This is a genomic window from Calderihabitans maritimus, from assembly GCF_002207765.1.
In the GTDB taxonomy this organism is placed as follows: domain Bacteria; phylum Bacillota; class KKC1; order Calderihabitantales; family Calderihabitantaceae; genus Calderihabitans; species Calderihabitans maritimus.
In genome coordinates this window covers 23,766-40,555 of the sequence record NZ_BDGJ01000018.1, presented here as the reverse complement: position 1 = coordinate 40,555, position 16,790 = coordinate 23,766, and the positions used below count along the sequence as shown (strand labels likewise).

General features: G+C 43.7%; 17 protein-coding genes. 9 read left to right on the top strand and 8 right to left on the bottom strand.

The features are described 5' to 3' along the window. Positions 1–40 precede the first annotated feature (40 nt). From KKC1_RS02905 to glnA, 7 genes are all read left to right on the top strand, one after another. Positions 41–1,852, top strand: a complete 1,812-nt coding sequence (locus tag KKC1_RS02905; protein WP_088553009.1) for a sigma-54-dependent Fis family transcriptional regulator — start codon at positions 41–43, stop codon at positions 1,850–1,852. A gap of 150 nt (positions 1,853–2,002) precedes the next feature. Further along, positions 2,003–3,004 carry a stage V sporulation protein K gene (spoVK, locus tag KKC1_RS02900; RefSeq protein ID WP_238134171.1) on the top strand — a complete coding sequence of 334 codons (1,002 nt, stop codon included), beginning with the start codon at positions 2,003–2,005 and terminating at the stop codon, positions 3,002–3,004. Further along, positions 2,997–3,608 carry a GTPase gene (locus KKC1_RS02895; RefSeq protein WP_088553008.1) on the top strand — a complete coding sequence of 204 codons (612 nt, stop codon included), beginning with the start codon at positions 2,997–2,999 and terminating at the stop codon, positions 3,606–3,608. Before spoVK ends, KKC1_RS02895 begins: the two co-directional genes overlap by 8 nt. Further along, positions 3,589–4,188, top strand: coding sequence for a hypothetical protein (locus KKC1_RS02890; RefSeq protein WP_088553007.1), 600 nt, complete (start codon positions 3,589–3,591; stop codon positions 4,186–4,188). The genes KKC1_RS02895 and KKC1_RS02890 overlap by 20 nt, the downstream gene beginning before the upstream one ends. Then, positions 4,178–4,411: a hypothetical protein gene (locus tag KKC1_RS02885; RefSeq protein ID WP_088553006.1), complete on the top strand. Its 234-nt coding sequence runs from the start codon at positions 4,178–4,180 to the stop codon at positions 4,409–4,411. Before KKC1_RS02890 ends, KKC1_RS02885 begins: the two co-directional genes overlap by 11 nt. Before the next feature lie 93 nt (positions 4,412–4,504). Continuing rightward, positions 4,505–5,779 carry a methionine gamma-lyase family protein gene (locus tag KKC1_RS02880; protein WP_088553005.1) on the top strand — a complete coding sequence of 425 codons (1,275 nt, stop codon included), beginning with the start codon at positions 4,505–4,507 and terminating at the stop codon, positions 5,777–5,779. 150 nt (positions 5,780–5,929) lie between these two features. After that, a complete protein-coding gene (gene glnA, locus KKC1_RS02875; protein WP_088553004.1) occupies positions 5,930–7,258 on the top strand; it encodes a type I glutamate--ammonia ligase in 1,329 nt (442 codons plus the stop codon). A gap of 36 nt (positions 7,259–7,294) precedes the next feature. Here glnA and KKC1_RS02870 read toward each other — a convergent pair whose 3' ends face one another. Then, positions 7,295–9,142, bottom strand: a complete 1,848-nt coding sequence (locus tag KKC1_RS02870; protein ID WP_143288661.1) for a monovalent cation:proton antiporter family protein — start codon at positions 9,140–9,142, stop codon at positions 7,295–7,297. A gap of 152 nt (positions 9,143–9,294) precedes the next feature. Continuing rightward, a complete protein-coding gene (gene lexA, locus KKC1_RS02865) occupies positions 9,295–9,906 on the bottom strand; it encodes a transcriptional repressor LexA (protein WP_088553002.1) in 612 nt (203 codons plus the stop codon). Between the two features lie 180 nt (positions 9,907–10,086). Between lexA and KKC1_RS02860 the strand changes: the two genes are divergently transcribed. Next, positions 10,087–10,410, top strand: coding sequence for a LysM peptidoglycan-binding domain-containing protein (locus KKC1_RS02860; RefSeq protein WP_088553001.1), 324 nt, complete (start codon positions 10,087–10,089; stop codon positions 10,408–10,410). 731 nt (positions 10,411–11,141) lie between these two features. Here the strand turns inward: KKC1_RS02860 and KKC1_RS02850 are convergent. Both KKC1_RS02850 and KKC1_RS02845 read right to left on the bottom strand, forming a co-directional pair. Continuing rightward, positions 11,142–11,765 carry a DedA family protein gene (locus KKC1_RS02850; RefSeq protein ID WP_192868045.1) on the bottom strand — a complete coding sequence of 208 codons (624 nt, stop codon included), beginning with the start codon at positions 11,763–11,765 and terminating at the stop codon, positions 11,142–11,144. Positions 11,766–12,202: 437 nt separating this feature from the next. After that, entirely contained in the window at positions 12,203–12,547 is a 345-nt protein-coding gene (locus KKC1_RS02845) for a nucleotidyltransferase domain-containing protein (RefSeq protein WP_088552998.1), read from the bottom strand. A 188-nt stretch (positions 12,548–12,735) separates the two neighbouring features. Between KKC1_RS02845 and KKC1_RS02840 the strand changes: the two genes are divergently transcribed. Further along, positions 12,736–13,053 carry a hypothetical protein gene (locus KKC1_RS02840; protein WP_088552997.1) on the top strand — a complete coding sequence of 106 codons (318 nt, stop codon included), beginning with the start codon at positions 12,736–12,738 and terminating at the stop codon, positions 13,051–13,053. A gap of 69 nt (positions 13,054–13,122) precedes the next feature. On the opposite strand, the gene KKC1_RS17325 is transcribed toward KKC1_RS02840, so the two are convergent. From KKC1_RS17325 to KKC1_RS02825, 4 genes are all read right to left on the bottom strand, one after another. Further along, the gene (locus KKC1_RS17325) at positions 13,123–13,404 is read right to left on the bottom strand and encodes an iron-sulfur cluster biosynthesis family protein (RefSeq protein ID WP_368731548.1); all 282 of its coding nucleotides are present in this window, start codon (positions 13,402–13,404) and stop codon (positions 13,123–13,125) included. Between the two features lie 250 nt (positions 13,405–13,654). Continuing rightward, positions 13,655–15,526, bottom strand: coding sequence for an aldehyde ferredoxin oxidoreductase family protein (locus KKC1_RS02835; RefSeq protein WP_088552996.1), 1,872 nt, complete (start codon positions 15,524–15,526; stop codon positions 13,655–13,657). 18 nt (positions 15,527–15,544) lie between these two features. After that, positions 15,545–15,775 carry a 4Fe-4S dicluster domain-containing protein gene (locus KKC1_RS02830; protein WP_088552995.1) on the bottom strand — a complete coding sequence of 77 codons (231 nt, stop codon included), beginning with the start codon at positions 15,773–15,775 and terminating at the stop codon, positions 15,545–15,547. 67 nt (positions 15,776–15,842) lie between these two features. After that, complete coding sequence (locus tag KKC1_RS02825) at positions 15,843–16,727, bottom strand: damage-control phosphatase ARMT1 family protein (protein ID WP_238134177.1); 885 nt, start codon at positions 16,725–16,727, stop codon at positions 15,843–15,845. Between the last annotated feature and the right edge of the window lie 63 nt (positions 16,728–16,790).

The following is a 16,790-nucleotide window of genomic DNA, read 5'->3' as shown; positions in this document are numbered from 1 at the left end:
AAGTAAGGGGAAAGAGCACTGACAGACTAGGGGGTTCCTCATGTCCAGGTTGCAGCAGGTCCGGGAAAAAGGGCAGAAAGTGGCTGAAGCGATTGCCACGGTTTTACAAGCTGAAGTAGAAATCATTGATACCAGCTTGGTGCGTGTGGCCGGCACAGGACGAGTACACAATGATGTGGGGAGTAAGTTATTGAGAGGATTCATCAATAAGTATGTCCTTAAGACTGGAAAGCATGTATTTATCAGCGAAGCAGGCTTTCACGAAATTTGTCAGTCTTGCCCTTTAGCGGGAAAATGTTTTTATAAAGCATCTATCGTATACCCCATATACTTGGAGCAGGAAGTCATCGGGACGATAAGCCTGATAGCCTTTGATGATAAACAACGCCAGAACATGTTGGCTCGCGCCGACTCTTTAATAGAATTCATCGGACGGATGGCAGATTTTATCAGCAGCAAAGTTGCTGAAACTGAACTCTTAGAAGAAAAAATTGTGATGGCTAATCAACTGGAAGCTCTCATTAATTCAGTTCATGAGGGAGTTATTGCTATCGACCGTCAAGGACGAATTACTCATTTTAACCGGTCGGCAGAGAAGCTTTTTCGAATCAAAAAAAGTTATATTCTAGGTACAGACATAAAGCAGCATTTCGAGGCTCTTCCGCTGCTGGAGGTTTTACGCGACGGCAAAGGGTTCACTTCGCGAGAAGTTTATTTTAAGTTCAATCAACAAAATCTGCATTTAGTATGCACTGCCAAACCGATTAAATCTAGTGAAGAAAAAATAATGGGGGTAGTAGCCACCTTCCGCGACTTCAGTGAAACCCAGAAATTTGCGTATGAAATCTTAAGTCAGCAGCAGCATGCCCTGACCTTTGATAACATTATCGGTCGAAGTCCCTCCATCCAAAGGGTTAAAGAGCAGGCCCGAAAAATTGCCGGCAGCAATTCCACCGTCCTGATTGTCGGCGAAAGCGGTACAGGCAAAGAACTATTTGCCCGGGCCATCCATGCCGCTAGTACTCGGGCTCACAAACCCTTCGTTGCTATTAATTGCGGTGCCATTCCTGAAACCTTGCTGGAAAGTGAACTTTTCGGTTATGAAGAGGGAGCATTCACCGGTGCGAAGCGCGGAGGTAAACCGGGAAAGATTGAACTTGCTAACGGCGGCACTTTGTTTCTTGACGAGATCAGTAACATGTCCCTATACCTACAGGCAAAGCTTTTGCGAGTGCTGCAGGAAAGGCAAATTGAACGAGTGGGGAGTACCCGGGTAATACCGATAGATATTCGTATCGTTGCTGCTACCAACCAGGACTTGCAAGAATTGGTACAGAAAGGTAGATTTCGGGAAGACTTGTTTTATCGTTTAAGTGTGATACCGCTGATTATTCCCCCTCTTAGGGAACGACGAGAAGATATCCCGTTACTTTTAGATTACTACAGGCAACGGTATAGTAAACTCCTTCTAAAAGAGGTTGAAGGATTCACGCGAGAAGCTCTCGACCTCTGCCTCAATTATCCCTGGCCCGGTAACGTCCGGGAACTAATCAACGCGGTGGAATATGCGATTAACCTGGAAGAGACTAACTACATTACGTTAGACAGCCTGCCTCCTCGGATGAAGGAGCATTTTAGCAAGGAGAACCTGATTAACACTATTTCTGAAAACGGAGGCTCGGTCGCCCCCTTGCAGGAACTGGAGAAGGAAGCTATTAGAAGAGCTCTCCATCAATTTGGCTGGTCGGAAAAAGGTAAGAAACAAGCCGCTGCAGCTCTGGGGATCAGTCGAGCTACTATCTATCGTAAAATTCAAAAGTATCAATTGCACCCTGAAACCGGCGCGAAATAGGGTTTGTGAGGAGTGAAGTTTGCTTAGACAGGTCTATCTCTTAAGAGATAGACCTTTTCTTATATCCTTTTCTCCACCGGAAAATTACATGTTTCTTTGCGTATAATGTAGTAGATGTATGCCGCTAGCCAGAAGTGAGGTGACAGATTAGTGGAAATTAAATTACGGTTTGGAACGGAAAATAAGCTTGAACGGCCAAAATCAAACGACAATTGGGGAGAAATGGTAGAAAAGGGCACTATCTCACCCGCCAAAGCCATTAACTTAATACGACATTATTCCAAGCAGGTGACTCATCCTCCAATCAGCCAACCAGAAGAAGCAGAAAAACAGAAATTGGATGAAATATTGAAAGAGTTAGACGATCTGATAGGACTGACGGAAATTAAAGACTTGGTCAAAGAAATCGTGGCTTACGTGGAAATCCAGAAAATAAGGGCAAAAGAACGGTTAGCAACGGAGCCTACGGTACTGCATATGATATTTAGAGGTAATCCTGGCACAGGGAAAACCACTGTAGCCAGGATCATTGGTAAGCTGTTCAAAGAATTGGGAGTTTTGCAAAAAGGTCATCTAGTGGAGGTAGAAAGGGCGGATCTGGTAGGGGAGTATATTGGACATACAGCCCAGAAGACTCGCGAACAGGTTAAAAGGGCCATGGGAGGCATTCTTTTCATCGATGAAGCTTATTCTTTAGCCCGGGGAGGCGAAAAGGATTTTGGCAAAGAAACCATTGATGTTCTAGTAAAAGCAATGGAAGATCATAAAAATAACCTGATACTAATTCTGGCCGGGTATAAAGAGGAGATGGATTGGTTCCTGCGTACCAATCCCGGTCTTCGTTCCCGTTTCCCGATACATTTGGATTTTCCCGATTACACTATTCCGGAATTGATGGCCATTGCGCATTTAATGTTGGAAAGACGTCAGTATAAGTTGTCTCCGGAAGCGGAAACAGAGTTGGAGAAAATTTTGCGGAAAGAGGCCATATTTGGCCATGAACATAGTGGAAACGCCCGTCTAGTTCGCAATATAATTGAAAAGGCAATTCGGCGTCAAGCCGTTCGCCTGGTTCAGGAAGAAAAATTGACCCGCCAAGAATTGATGAGTATAAACCTGGAAGACATCCAGGGGGCACTAGGTAATGGCTAAAGAATGCCTCGTGATCGGTCAGCCTAATGCGGGTAAAACTGCTTTTGTGCTGAGTTTCGTCGAGAGCTTAGGAAATTCAAAGATAACGATAACCTTTAATTATCCGGGTAAAACACCTATTCAAAGAACTATGAATTTACCTTCCGCCCGGAAATTTTTGATAGGACCCAACCCTCACCAAACCCGCTGCCTGCAATCGGTTACGGTCGAAATAGCCGCCGGCAAAGTCAGTAATAAAGTCACCTTAATTGACACGACGGGGTTGGTAGATTCTATCCACCAGGAACTGGCAATCAGAAAGGGAATGGTACAAACGTTGTCAGCTTTAGAAAATGTTCCTCTAATTTTACATATGATTGATGTTTCCAAGTTAAAATACCGTTCCGGTAGCCAGATCTTAAACGAAGTTGACCGCCAACTTTTGGAACTGGGTAAACTGAGGACCGGATACGTGGTTTTGGCGAGCAAAGTTGATTTGCCTTCGGCCCGGGAGGGTTTGAAGCAATTAGAGGAAGCGGTTAGAGGAGTGCGAGTCATTCCGGTTTCTTCTTTGACGAAAAAAGGAATGAAAGAAGTGATAGCCTTTGTGGGGCGGAATACTTAGAATAGCCGTTCTTTTTGCTGCCGTTTTTCTGACGGGAATGGTAGTAAAAGGAATGGATGACCTTCTGGATTCTTCATGGGATTTGGCCAAGGGTAAGCGCACAGTGGCAGGGTCATACGGTTATTCTTTGGTTCCCTATCTCATGGTCTTCCTGGCTATCGCCGCCTGGCTGGCACCAAAAATTTCTCTAAGCCTATTCTTGGCCAGTTACGCCGTTGGTATGTTCTTTGATTCAAGGCAAAAAATGGCGTCAGGTTTACAAGGATATCAGGAAACAGTTATCATCATTTTACTAGGTTCCTTGTTTTTTGGATGGTTGGAAATGTTATCGTCTTTGAGTATAATTCTATTGGTACAGGTTTTAGATGACTTGCAGGATTTTAGAAAAGAAAACCCTACCGGTCACAAAAACTGGGCTCGTAAATTCGGTGTTGTAGAAACGATCCTGTTCGCCATAATCTTGTTTTCCCTTTCTTTGGCTCTAGCTACAGAGAAAACATTACTCGTATTGGTAGCGACGCCTCTCGTAAAACGTTGTTTGGAGATACCTTTAAAGGAGGAAAAACAAGATGCTTGCTAGTTACGGATATTTCATCCTAGTTGCTCTACTGCTAGCTTCCTTTACGGTCGGCTTTGGATGGGGAAGGCGCTACGGTAGACGGGAGGGAGTTCTGGAAGGTGAGCTGCAGGCTCCCCTTCATTTACGGCAGAGAGGTCTTGAAAAGGGACGCTGCGTCATATGTGGCAGTCGGGTAACTTCTTATCGCAAATCGAAAAGGGGAAAGATTTCAGGCCTTCAATAGGTATTCCTTAATCTACATCGGAATCTCTAACTCAGAAGCAAAATAATTTCTTGAGGGACAAGCCATTTCAATTAGGAGGTAGTGTAAAGGCCCATGGATTTAAATTTATTACACGATGAATATGGTGTTGATACTGACCTATTAGATTTGGCCCTTGAGGTGGAAGAAGAAATCACACCGGAGTGGAAACATCTTAAAAAAATTGCGTCTGTTAATCATCTTAAGGTGCTGACGGCTTTTAAACAACTTCAGGTTAGTAGTCACCATTTGCTGGGAAGCACCGGATACGGTTACGGTGATGTCGGAAGAGAAACGCTGGACGCTCTCTATGCCAAGGTTTTTCGTGCAGAGAAAGCCCTAGTAAGGGGACATTTCGTCTCAGGTACCCATGCCATCTCCAGTTGTTTATTCGGTGTTCTTCGGCCGGGAGATGAACTACTTTCGGTTACAGGAACTCCCTATGATACTTTACAAAAGGTTATAGGGCTCAAAGGGAATGTAAAGGGAACCCTTCGGGACTGGGGCATAATTTACAAACAGGTAGACCTAACACCGGGAGGGGAACCTGATTACCCAGCCATCGCGCAGGCCATTAATAAGAATACCCGTGTGGTGGCTCTGCAACGCTCTGCGGGCTACCAATGGCGGAAGGCCCTGGATATAGATACTATTGCCCAGATTATTCGGCAAGTAAAGACGATAAATTCCGAGCTTATTTGTTTTGTTGATAACTGTTATGGAGAGTTTGTAGAGGAGAGGGAACCTTCGGAGGTGGGTGCAGATTTGGTAGCCGGTTCCCTCATCAAGAATCCCGGCGGAGGTCTGGCCCCAACCGGAGGTTACGTAGTGGGCAGGGCAGATTTAATAGAGCAGGTGGCTGCAGCCTTGACTGCTCCCGGTCTAGGCAGCGATGTAGGAGCCACCCTGGACATGAACCGTGTCTTGTTTCAAGGGCTATTTTTGGCCCCATTAGTAGTTAGAGAAGCCCTGAAAAGTGCCGTCTTTGCTGCTCGTCTCTTTTCTCGGCTCGGATATGAAGTTTTACCCGCTTACAATTCTCCAAGGGCCGATATCGTTCAGGGCGTTCTCCTGGGGGATAGGGAAAAAGTAAGATTGTTTTGCCAGGGAATCCAGGAGGCTTCTCCGGTAGATGCTAGGGTTACCCCTGTACCCTGGAACATGCCCGGTTACCAAGATGAAGTTATTATGGCTGGTGGCACCTTCATTCAGGGATCTTCTATCGAGCTGAGCGCCGATGCACCTATGCGGCCGCCCTATGCTGTATATGTCCAGGGAGGGCTGTCATTTGACTATGCAAAAATAGCGCTACTCTGTGCCGCCCAAAAAATTCGCCAGACGAAGGGGTAGAAAAATTAAGCAAAGGAAGGAATTGTCGAAAATCTGTAGAATTGTATATGGTTGGATAGCGCTTAAGGTGCTAGATAACTTTTGGTTGTGAGTTCATGCTACCTGTGCTAGTATTTTATTAAATTTAAGCAGGAAGGAGAACTTCAGGTCATGTCTTTAACCAAAGAAGATGTACTCCGCATAGCTAAGGAAAAGGACGTACGATTCGTCAGGCTTCAGTTCACCGATATTTTCGGTGTATTGAAGAACGTAGCCATTACGGTTGAACAGCTCGAGAAAGCCTTGGACGGCGAATTAATGTTTGACGGATCCTCAATTGAGGGTTTTGTGCGGATTGAAGAATCCGACATGTATCTTAAACCCGACCCCAATACTTTTGTCACTTTTCCTTGGCGACCGCAAGAGGGATCGGTAGCGCGCCTAATTTGTGACGTTTATACTCCGGATGGAGAACCTTTTGAAGGCTGTCCCCGGTGTACCTTAAAAAGAGTATTGCAGGAAGCATCGGAACTGGGATATACGGTCAATGTAGGGCCTGAAGCAGAATTCTTTCTTTTCCTAGTTGATGAAAATGGTAAGCCCACCACCATAACCCATGATAAAGCCAGCTATTTCGATCTCACACCGGTGGACTTGGGGGAAAACGCCCGCCGCGACATGGTTATTGCCTTACAGGATATGGGATTCGAAGTGGAGGCCTCCCACCATGAAGTAGGGCCGGGACAACATGAAATAGATTTCAAATATGATGATGCTTTGGCAACCGCTGATAAAATCGTTACTTTTAAATTTGTAGTTCGGACCATTGCCCAACGGCATGGACTTCACGCCACTTTTATGCCCAAACCCCTCTACGGCATTGCCGGTTCAGGCATGCACACCCATCTATCTCTGTTCGCCAATGGTACCAATGTATTTTATGATCCGAACAGCAAATATCAGCTCAGCGAAACGGCTATGTATTTTATAGGTGGGCTGTTAAAACATGCCCGCGGGTATACGGCCATAACCAACCCGACTGTAAATTCTTATAAGCGGCTTGTTTCTGGTTTTGAAGCACCGGTATACATTGCTTGGTCGGAAAAAAACAGGAGTCCGTTGGTACGTATTCCCGCGCGCAGGGGAACCGGTACTAGGGTAGAGGTAAGAAACCCCGACCCCTCCTGTAATCCCTATTTAGCCCTCGCCGTACTGATCAAAGCGGGACTGGATGGGGTAAAGAACAGGATCGTGCCGCCTCCGCCTATCGATAAAAATATCTATGCTTTAACTCCTGAAGAAAGAAAAGAAATGCAGATTGCAAGTCTACCTGTGGATTTAAATGAAGCCTTAGAAGAGCTCTCCCGGAATCCAGTAATCCGCGCAGCGTTAGGTGATCATATCTATAACCGCTTCACGGAAGCTAAAAGGATAGAATGGGACAACTATCGCATGCAAGTTCATCAATGGGAGTTGGATCAATATCTCACCAAGTTTTAAGAGAGACCAAAAGGTCTCTCTTTTTTCAACGTTTCTTTAAACTGCTCCTAGTTGTCGGGAAGCTTCTTTAATAGAATCCCTATTGCCCATCAAGATCAGCAGATCATCTTTTTTTAATAGCGTGTTTCCTCTAGGAACAATTCTATCCTGCCCCCGTATTATAGATACAACTAGCACGTCGCCCGGCAAATTAATATATTTGAGTCGTTGCTCGAAAAAACGGTGGTTACGCAAGCGTACTTCCTCAAAAGTCGTATCTTCCGGTTCATCCCGTAGTAAACTGAAGGTTTCTGGATGAACAAGAATATTTTCTGCAACAATCAGGGTGGACAGGGGAGGGGTTACAACCTTAATACCCAAATCTTCCGCTACTTGAGTATTACGTAAGTTATTCAGAAAAGCAATTACGTTTTTTATTCCATACTGTCGGCGTGCAATTTCCGCAACGCGCAAGTTTACAGCATCGTCTCCTGTAGCCGCAACCACTGCAGTCGCTTCTGTGATACCCGCTTTCTCTAAACCCTGATACGTAGTAGCGTCCGAATTAACCAGTGTCAATCCCATGTCTTTACCTTTAGCTAGACGTACCGGATCATGATCAACTACTACCACATGATGCTGGTGTCTATTTTTTAAACGCTGGGCCAGCACCAGTCCGGCTTCGCTAGCGCCTATGATTAGAGTTTTGAGCTGTTTCGGCCGACCGGGGTCTACAAGCTTACTGAATAAAACAGGGGAAAGAGAGGAGGTAACAATGGCTACAATGATTACCGCCGCATGAGTTGTCTCGCTGATAGCCCCTAACCTTAGACCGATTGTAGAGACAGCAATAATCAGACTGAGACGAGAGGAAAGAAGAATACCGGCGGCCAGTTTTTCCCGTAAATTTGAGTAACTTCGAAAAAAGAGAGCAGGGATAACTTTGACGAGAAAGGCTGATACAAGAAATGCCGGAACAAGGATGAGAGCGGTATGGGAATGAACAAGCACCGCCAGATCGAGTTGGCTGCCGACAGTAATGAAAAATATGGGAATGAAAAAGCCGTAACCGATGGCATCTAATTTCAAACGCAAACTCGAGCCACGCCGGCTGAGGAGGGAAATTATAACGCCAGCCAGGAACGCTCCGAGAATAATCTCTGACCCCAATTCCTGAGCTAAGGAAATAAAAAATAACATGGTTGCCAGCGCGCCTCTTACTTGTATCTCGCTGGTTGCACCAGCTAAATTACGCATTATGGGAAGTCGTGACAAAACCAATCCAGTACGGTACAACAGAAAGAAAGCGACAAATAGAACCAAAATTAGTAGAACTTCATGCGTAGGGCCGGTTGTTGCTAGTGCCACCAGTACAGTTGTCAGAAACATGGTTAAAAAATCCGCCAGAACTGCGGAAATCAAGATATTCTGCCCCAAAGAGGTATCAATAAGACCGCGTTCCTTCAGTACCGGTACTACAATTCCTAGAGAAGTAGTGGAGAATATAAGGGCAAGTAGCCAGGGATTCTTTATCAGTTTTTGTTGCCAGAGGAAGAGAGCAATTAGGAAAGATAATATTAAAGTTGCAACAAAATAAAGTAATGCCCCCGTGAGGAGGCGGGCAATCTGTGGCCTCTTGTTATTAACTCGACTTAAGTTTATTCCTTCTAAATCTACTTCTAAGCCCGAAAGGAACATCAGATATGTAAAACCAAAAGTGGCCAGAAAGTCTAACCAAGGGTCGGCGGTCACCACGTTTAAACCGCTTTTTCCTATAACTAAACCGGCAAGAATTTCTCCCACTACAACGGGGATACGTATAATACGAAGGTGCTCCAGAACAAAGGGCACCGCAAAAGCTAAAACAACTACAAGCAGCAACGGATGAAATGCCACCTCTTGCATCGCAGTTCCTCCAATTCCTTTTTTTGCAATATTACCCACTACAATAGGGATCCTTATGCTCAAAAAAAGAATAGTTTTACTCCCCAATAACGAAAAAACCCGCTGAATTGGACCAATGCAGCGGGTTTTATTATCCCCATTATTGGTCGCTTTTAATAAATCTTCCGGAAAAGCCCGATAACCTTACCGACAATAGTTACATTGGCAGTAATGATAGGTTCCATGTATTGGTTTTCCGGCTGTAATTTTACATAACCCTTTTCTTTGTAAAAACGCTTTACCGTAGCTTCATCATCTACCAACGCCACTACAATGTCCCCGTTCTGGGCCGTGTTCTGACGTCGCACTAACAGGTAATCCCCTTCAAAAATGCCTGCTTCTATCATGCTGTCTCCTTTTACTCTAAGGAAGAATACTTCCTCACTTCGCGCAAACTCCAAGGGAAGGGGGAAGGTATCCTCAATATTTTCTTCCGCCAAAATCGGTTGTCCGGCGGCTACCCGGCCTACCAGAGGCACATTAACCGTTTCCTTTTGTGTTTCTCTTGACCTGTCAAGTACTTCAATAGCTCTAGGTTTGGTAGGATCCCGGCGAATATATCCTTTTTTCTCCAATTGAGCCAAATGAGAGTGTACCGTAGAGCTGGAACTCAGACCTACAGCTTGACCAATCTCTCTAACTGATGGTGGGTAGCCTTTTTTACGAATTTCCTCTTTAATAAATTCCAAAATGGCTAACTGTCGACGGCTGAGATCCTCGTACATATTTTCCACCCCCGAAACTTCTGTAGAAAAACACAACCCAAGCCAGATCGACTAATATTATAACACAATAAATAATATAATTCAAACACTTGTTCGGAAAATGCAAAAATTTTGTTGACAAAGAACATATGTTCTGATATACTTGGTATTAAACAGAACACACGTTTGGGAGGCGGTAAAATGAAACTAATTAGTTTCGGCAATAATGTATGCCGGAGTAATACTAAGAAACACTTTCAATTTGTTGCAATGGTCCTGCTAGTGACCGCAATCTTCTTTTTCCTTACGGCACAGGTACAGCGAACGGTCGCCGCTGATAGCGGAAAAGCGATATTTAAAGAAGTAGTTGTGAGAAAAGGAGATACATTGTGGAATGTGGCCAAAAGGCACTTGCAGCCAGGGGAAGATATACGTGCCTTTATTTATGAAATAAAGCAAATCAATAGCTTAGAAACATCTATGGTTTATCCCGGCCAGGTGTTAAGAATACCTGTTATTAAGTAATTTAAAGTAAATAAATCCAACTTGCAAATATATTCAACATATTTTATTATTTACATAAAAAATTAAGACAAAAGAGGTGGGTAGCTTATTGCAAAAAGATTGTGTTATTTGGGATAGACAATGCATACAATGCGGGGAATGTAAATATTGCGATCTTGAACCAGAAAAAACATGCGATAACTGCGCCCGGTGTATTGAAACGGAAGCTGATTACCGAGGCATTAAAATTGATGATATTTTGCTTAATATAGAGTTTATTAATAAAAATAAAAATAACAAAAAGTAAGCTGTTACTCAACATTCTTAGGCCGAAGGAGATAGGGTATACCTTCGGATTTATTTTTTGGAATAAAAACTTCCCATAATAAACATTATGTAAACTTATATATAGAAAATTACAATTAAATAAGCCCGTTCGGCCTCCGAATTCAGCTAAACCTCAAGAATGCATCAATATCATTTCTGTTCAGGTTTTTCATCATCTACTATAACTCACATAGCCTTCACCCAATTCCAACCTTAATGTTGTATTTGCCAAATGAAGCAAGTTTTTTAACTTCTTAAGCATGTGAGATCATTCATATGTTCTTTTAAAATACTGCTGGACAATAGTTTGCCGGACGTGATTTAAGCTGATTTAAGCTACCAAATTAAGATTTTTAAAAAAATACCTCCTAAGATTTCGAATAAATAATAAATAGAATGGAAAAGGCGTTTTAGGGCATGACTCCCTAGCCTTTATCAGCTATTCGTACCTTATATGACCAATAAAATACTGCGACCGTTAAAATCATCAAAATAATTGCAGCCGCTGCCGGCCAACTGTAGCGGTCAACTAAGACCATAGGATGTTTCCAATTGTTCCCTAGTATGTAACCCATCATTACCATATAAGCCACCCAAGGTGTTATACCCAACCAGGTATAAAGGTAAAACGATTGAGGCGTCATTTGGGCCATACCCGCAAGATATGAAACATAATTACGGAAAAAGAGTAATCGACCAAATGCTACTAGCGGCATTCCGTACTTGGCAAACCATTGTTCAGCCTGTTGAAAGCGTTTTCCTGAGAGGCCGATGTAACGGCCGTAACTTAATAAAATCGGCCTTCCGCCTACCCTGCCGATCCAATAAGGAACCGTACAAGCAAATGTATAACCCAGTGAACCACTGATAATAGTAGGCAATAAAGATATCTTTCCTTGCGAAGCCAAAAAGCCGTAGAATAAGAGAAAAGTACCCCCTGGAAAAGGAAGCGTTAATCCCTCTATAAACAGTGCCGCTGCGGTACCCCAATATCCCAATTTTGTTGCAAGGACAAAAAGTTGCGAAAAATCAATTCCCCAAAATTCCAATTGAGGACACTCCTTGATCCACAAAACTTTAGGGTAATATCATAAATAGCTTGTTTCGGTAAAAGTTTTTAGAATTCCTTTTTTGCCAGTTCTTTGACAGCTATTCATAAATATCAAACCAGCCATTATGTCGAAACGATAAAAGCTGACTATGGCAATGATAATCATAATCCCCAATACAGTGAAATAGCCGTACCGCCATTTAAGTTCAGTAAAGACACTTTCTCCTCACTTAGAGCTTCGAAATCTGCCCAGTACCAACGGATATTCGGGTCGGACAATCAGTTAAGGGGTAAATCACGGATCAGTCGCGCGTCTTTTGTTATAGCCAGCGTGCGAATCAATGTAGCCCACCTCTGCCTTGAGATGTCAAATACTATTACTGACCAGCATTTTAAAACTTTGGGTCCAGAGTTTCTGCGTTGGACATGAAAATTTTATTTACTGTATCTACTAAGATCCTTTTCATAAACTACGACTCCTTCCCGGATTATCTCCTCAATCAAATCATTATCTCCCGCGACGCGCATGCTGATCTCCTGCGGACTCAAGACTAACGGTGTTACCGCCAGACCGTCCAGGTAAATTGTTTGTTTCTCCTGAGGCTCTTCTTCCAACCTGGCATTATCTTCCGTGATAATGAGCATATCGACCGGTTCACCCTGGTACCAACCACCCGTGGCATATGAGCCGAAGATTACGATCCGTTCTGGAGAATACCGCCTCACCATTTCCTCCACTATTCGCTTCAGACCTTTCAGTACATCTTTGTCTTGCCGCATACTTTCACCCTTTCGCTTTTTTATTTTCCCCCGGGTGATGGAAATTAAAACTAGATCTTTATGAGCTTTGAGTACTCGGAAAATATTTTAGATATTTCTACTTCAAGGCGCACAAAAAATTATTTCTCCGAAATATTGTATATTGGAGTGGAAAACTCAGCATACTGACTTAGAAAGGGTGAATGAATATGAGCAATAAGGTAGAAGATCAACAGAGTGAAGTAATTAGGCAACAGTTTTCTCCTACTTTCTTGGTCAGACTGTCCCAGATAAAGGCCCAGTACCCCGACCATGAAGTGGTGATAGAGTGGGAATGCAATGACTTGCTGAAAAAAGTCAGCGGGGGGACCCTAGGAACGGGATCAGTTGGTGCCGACTTTGTAGAAGTAGCCGGAATAAATCTTACCGTTGATTACTTCAGTGAAACCGGTTTAATCTTTAGTGAAAGAAATATCAAAAGAGTCGTCATTCCTACCAAGCTGATTTGCAGCGTAGAAGTAAAATAAATAAAGTGCAGGGATACCAATCCCTGCACGGAAACTCTGTAGGTGCATAGCCGAATTATATCGAAATCTTTAGCACCCCTGATTTTCCCCGGCGTAAATAACGAATCCTTCACCGAAAAGTGAACTCCTGTAATCGACATGTATTTCGGGAAATGCTTTCTCGATTCTATCGTCGACGAGAAAAGTTATACCGTTCTTCTCAATCAACGTATCACTATTCTTAGGCTCATCCAGAGCCATGCCAAACCGCGGGCTACCTCCTCAACCGATACCGGAAATAAAAATACGAATGTTTTTTCCTTTGTAGCCGGCTAGTTGCTTACTCGCAGCGTCTGATACCGTAAGTTTCACTCTTGACCCCCCAAACTAGTTTATCTATTTGTAGAATATACCCCTTAGAGGTATATCCTTATTATATTATTTTCCCACCACTATTTCAATAATTATTTTTATTTTTTTCTCTAATACTTTCAAAATGAAACCCATCCCCTATTAAATTCGGGGATGGATTCAAACTGCATTCGATTAACCATCTTGTGCTAGAGTTTAGTAAAGTGCCTCCATGATGGTAATGATTGTTTCGCATAGTTCGAAAATCCGTTTAAAATAATCCTAATTCTTTCAACTTAGTTTCACTTACCTCTCCTGTTTCAGGATCCCAGCCTCTTTCATCGTAATATTCTTTGACCAATTGCTCCATCTGTTGCTCATTCAAAGGACCATAGGTTTTATCATTGAAGCTCACCGACTCCCGTACAAATCTGCGGGGCCAGCTATCATCACTTATGGTTGCCCCTGCCCTCATGTTGTAAACACGCCGTATGTTCCAGACATTCTCCGCAGCTTTCAGCATCTTCTCCACACTCGAATCCATACCTGTCAGGGCCTTAAAGATTTCGACCCAAATATCCATAGAAAAACGCTGGTACATAGGAAAATAACATAGGCCCAAGAACTCCATCACCGACGTGACATCTTCCGTCCACTTGGTCAACCGGGCCACGTTATATCCTTCAGAGCCTTGAAGGACCTGAGGCCATCTGTTTTCAGGAATCCCGATCTTTTGGGCGAAGCGCTTTATCTGTTCTGGCTTTCTCTTCACCATCGTGATGCTTACATTGGACGCGTGGCCCCGCACATTAGAAAATTGACTGAATATCTCAGTGGATTCCAACCTGATCCGGGGATCGTAGATTAATCCTAGGCCCTTACTCTGCATGGCGTACTCCTCGGCATTCCTGGCAATATGTTTAGGCGCCTCGATCAAACCGTCAGCCAAGATGTTTCCGAAACCTCTCCGCCTGCCGATTTGTTCCAAAAGCTCCAGTACAACCTCAGTATCTCCCCAATTCAGTTCCAGGCCGTTAGTATCCTTGCTGTCAATTATTCCCCGTTGGTATAACTCCATGGCAAACGAAATTAAATTGCCAACACTGAAAAGGTCCAATCCCATCCGCGCCGCCTTGGCTGCGCACCTTACCACATTTTGCCAGCCTTTTACTAAACAAAAAGTTCCAAAACTCTGCAGTACTGCATTAAGGCAGGAAATGGAAACCGATAATTCTTCTCCGTCTTCTATAAGCTTAAGGTGGTGTTTACAGCCCACTGGGCATCCCAGGCAAGCCACATCACCTTCCTTAATAGACAGAAAGGTCTCATAATTAAAAGTTTTCAATAAATTTTTACCATAAGCCTTCTGGTAATTTTTCGCTGCATATATTCCCATTCGGGCAAAAGTCTCCAAGCTAATCAAAGTACCGTATTTTCTCCAATCCAGAAAGTTAGGATGAGAGGTCAATTCCTTGTACACTTCATTAATCAGTTTGGTTAGACGTTTAGGGTCAGCCACTTTCACCGGACGGGTACCGTACATTGCAATGGCCTTAAGATTCTTGGATCCCATTACCGCTCCCATGCCAGTACGGGCAAAAGTGGCATATTTATTGGTGATAATGCTCGCATCCTTCACCAGATTCTCGCCCGCAGGACCTATAGCCGAAACCATAAAAGAATCTCCCACTTCGGCCCAGACAGCATCAGTAGTTTCCCAAACGTCTCTACCCCAGAGATGGCTAGCGTCACAAAATTCTACCTGATTATTCAGAATTTTTAAGTAAATAGGCTTGCTGGCTTTGCCGGTTATAATTAAATGGTCGTGACCAGTGAACTTTAACATACCAAAAAGACCGTGCCCCGACAATCCCTGAAATTTTTTATGCGGAGATTTTGCCGTCACATTAGATTTACTAGACCCCGGAATGATGGTTCCTACAAAAGGTCCCGTACCAAAAATCAAAGCATTATCTGGCGAAAAAGCGTCAACCCTTGGGTCCACCAGGTCCCAGAGTAACCTACTGTTTATACCTGCACCCCCTATAAAACGGTGAACATAATCCTCCGGTAATCGTTCTCGGGTTACCGTTCGGTTGGTAAGGTCCACATACATAATGCTTCCTGCATATCCTCCTCGCATAAAAGAAGTCCCCCCTTTTTACATTTTGCTTAAAACGCCGTAATGGCAGAAGTTGGCACACTGGCCACATGCCGAACAATTTTGGTCAATACTAACTCGGAAACGGTTTTGTCCATCTATACGGCTAACATTTATTTTGGCCTCGGATAGATTAAAACTTCTCTCTTGCCGAGTAAAAAATGAACAAGCCAGGACGCATAAATAACAGCCGGCACAGTTTTGCATATTTTCGATGACGATCTTAGCCATTCTCCCCCCCCTCTCTTGAAGATTCTTTTCGCAGAAATTTATACCTTTACTATTTAACCTAATGTGATCAAAAATAAGTATCGAAGTCATTTTGGACTGGTTTATTCTGCAAGAAAACTAGCTCTCCCAATTCTACCCCCAGGTGAGTGGCTACCACCGGGCATTTGGCCTTGAGCAGGAAAAAAGTCTTGGTTCCGGCCAGTTCTGTACCTTCAAGCGTCTCGTAATTAGCCTGTCCCTTGCTTATGATGAGGTCGGCATCTTTAAAATGCTTCAGAAACTCTGGGGAACAATATTCAGGTACCACTCCCAGGAAATTGCTTCCGGTAGTTATTACTCGGGCGATACGGGTCATCCCTACTTCTTCCGCATCAACCAAGGTAGCATCGTTGAGAATAGGTGCCGACTTAACGCTGTAAAAGACCTGTTTTTGCCGACCGGAAATTTCCGCAACCAAAAACTTATCGAAGACTATTTCCCCACTGTTATCGCCCAGGACCAGAACCTTTTCCGCTTTATTTAAAACTTCTTGAAACTGATTATAGTCAAATCGGGCAAAAGGAACGCTTAAGGCTTGTTTCAAGCTGGCCTGGAGGTCATAGTCCTCCTGAATTCCCAGGTCTACCACGTTTCCCGCCACGGAAATCTTTATAGCCTCTTCCAAAGGGTCTTCCGCCGTCCGTAACAGATTGCCAAGGTAAGGCTCAAGGCGCTGCGCCTGACGGTTAGATATTCGTTTTGCCGTTGCAAAAGGGTCGTTGATTTCACTTAGTTCAATTAAGCGGTGAAGAATATAGCTGGAATTTTCTGCCGGAGTGCAGTCGTCCCTTAACTCCGCAACTAGAGGAGCCAGTTGTAGTAGCAATTGCTTCTTTTTCTCCTGCGATAACGATGTCTGTTTTAAAGCCGATAGAGCCTGCTTCAAATAGCACGGTATGCATTCCAAGTTCACTTTCAATTCTTTACTACCTCCTTTGGGGCAAGAAATCGGTATTTTATAACCTCCTTCCTATTT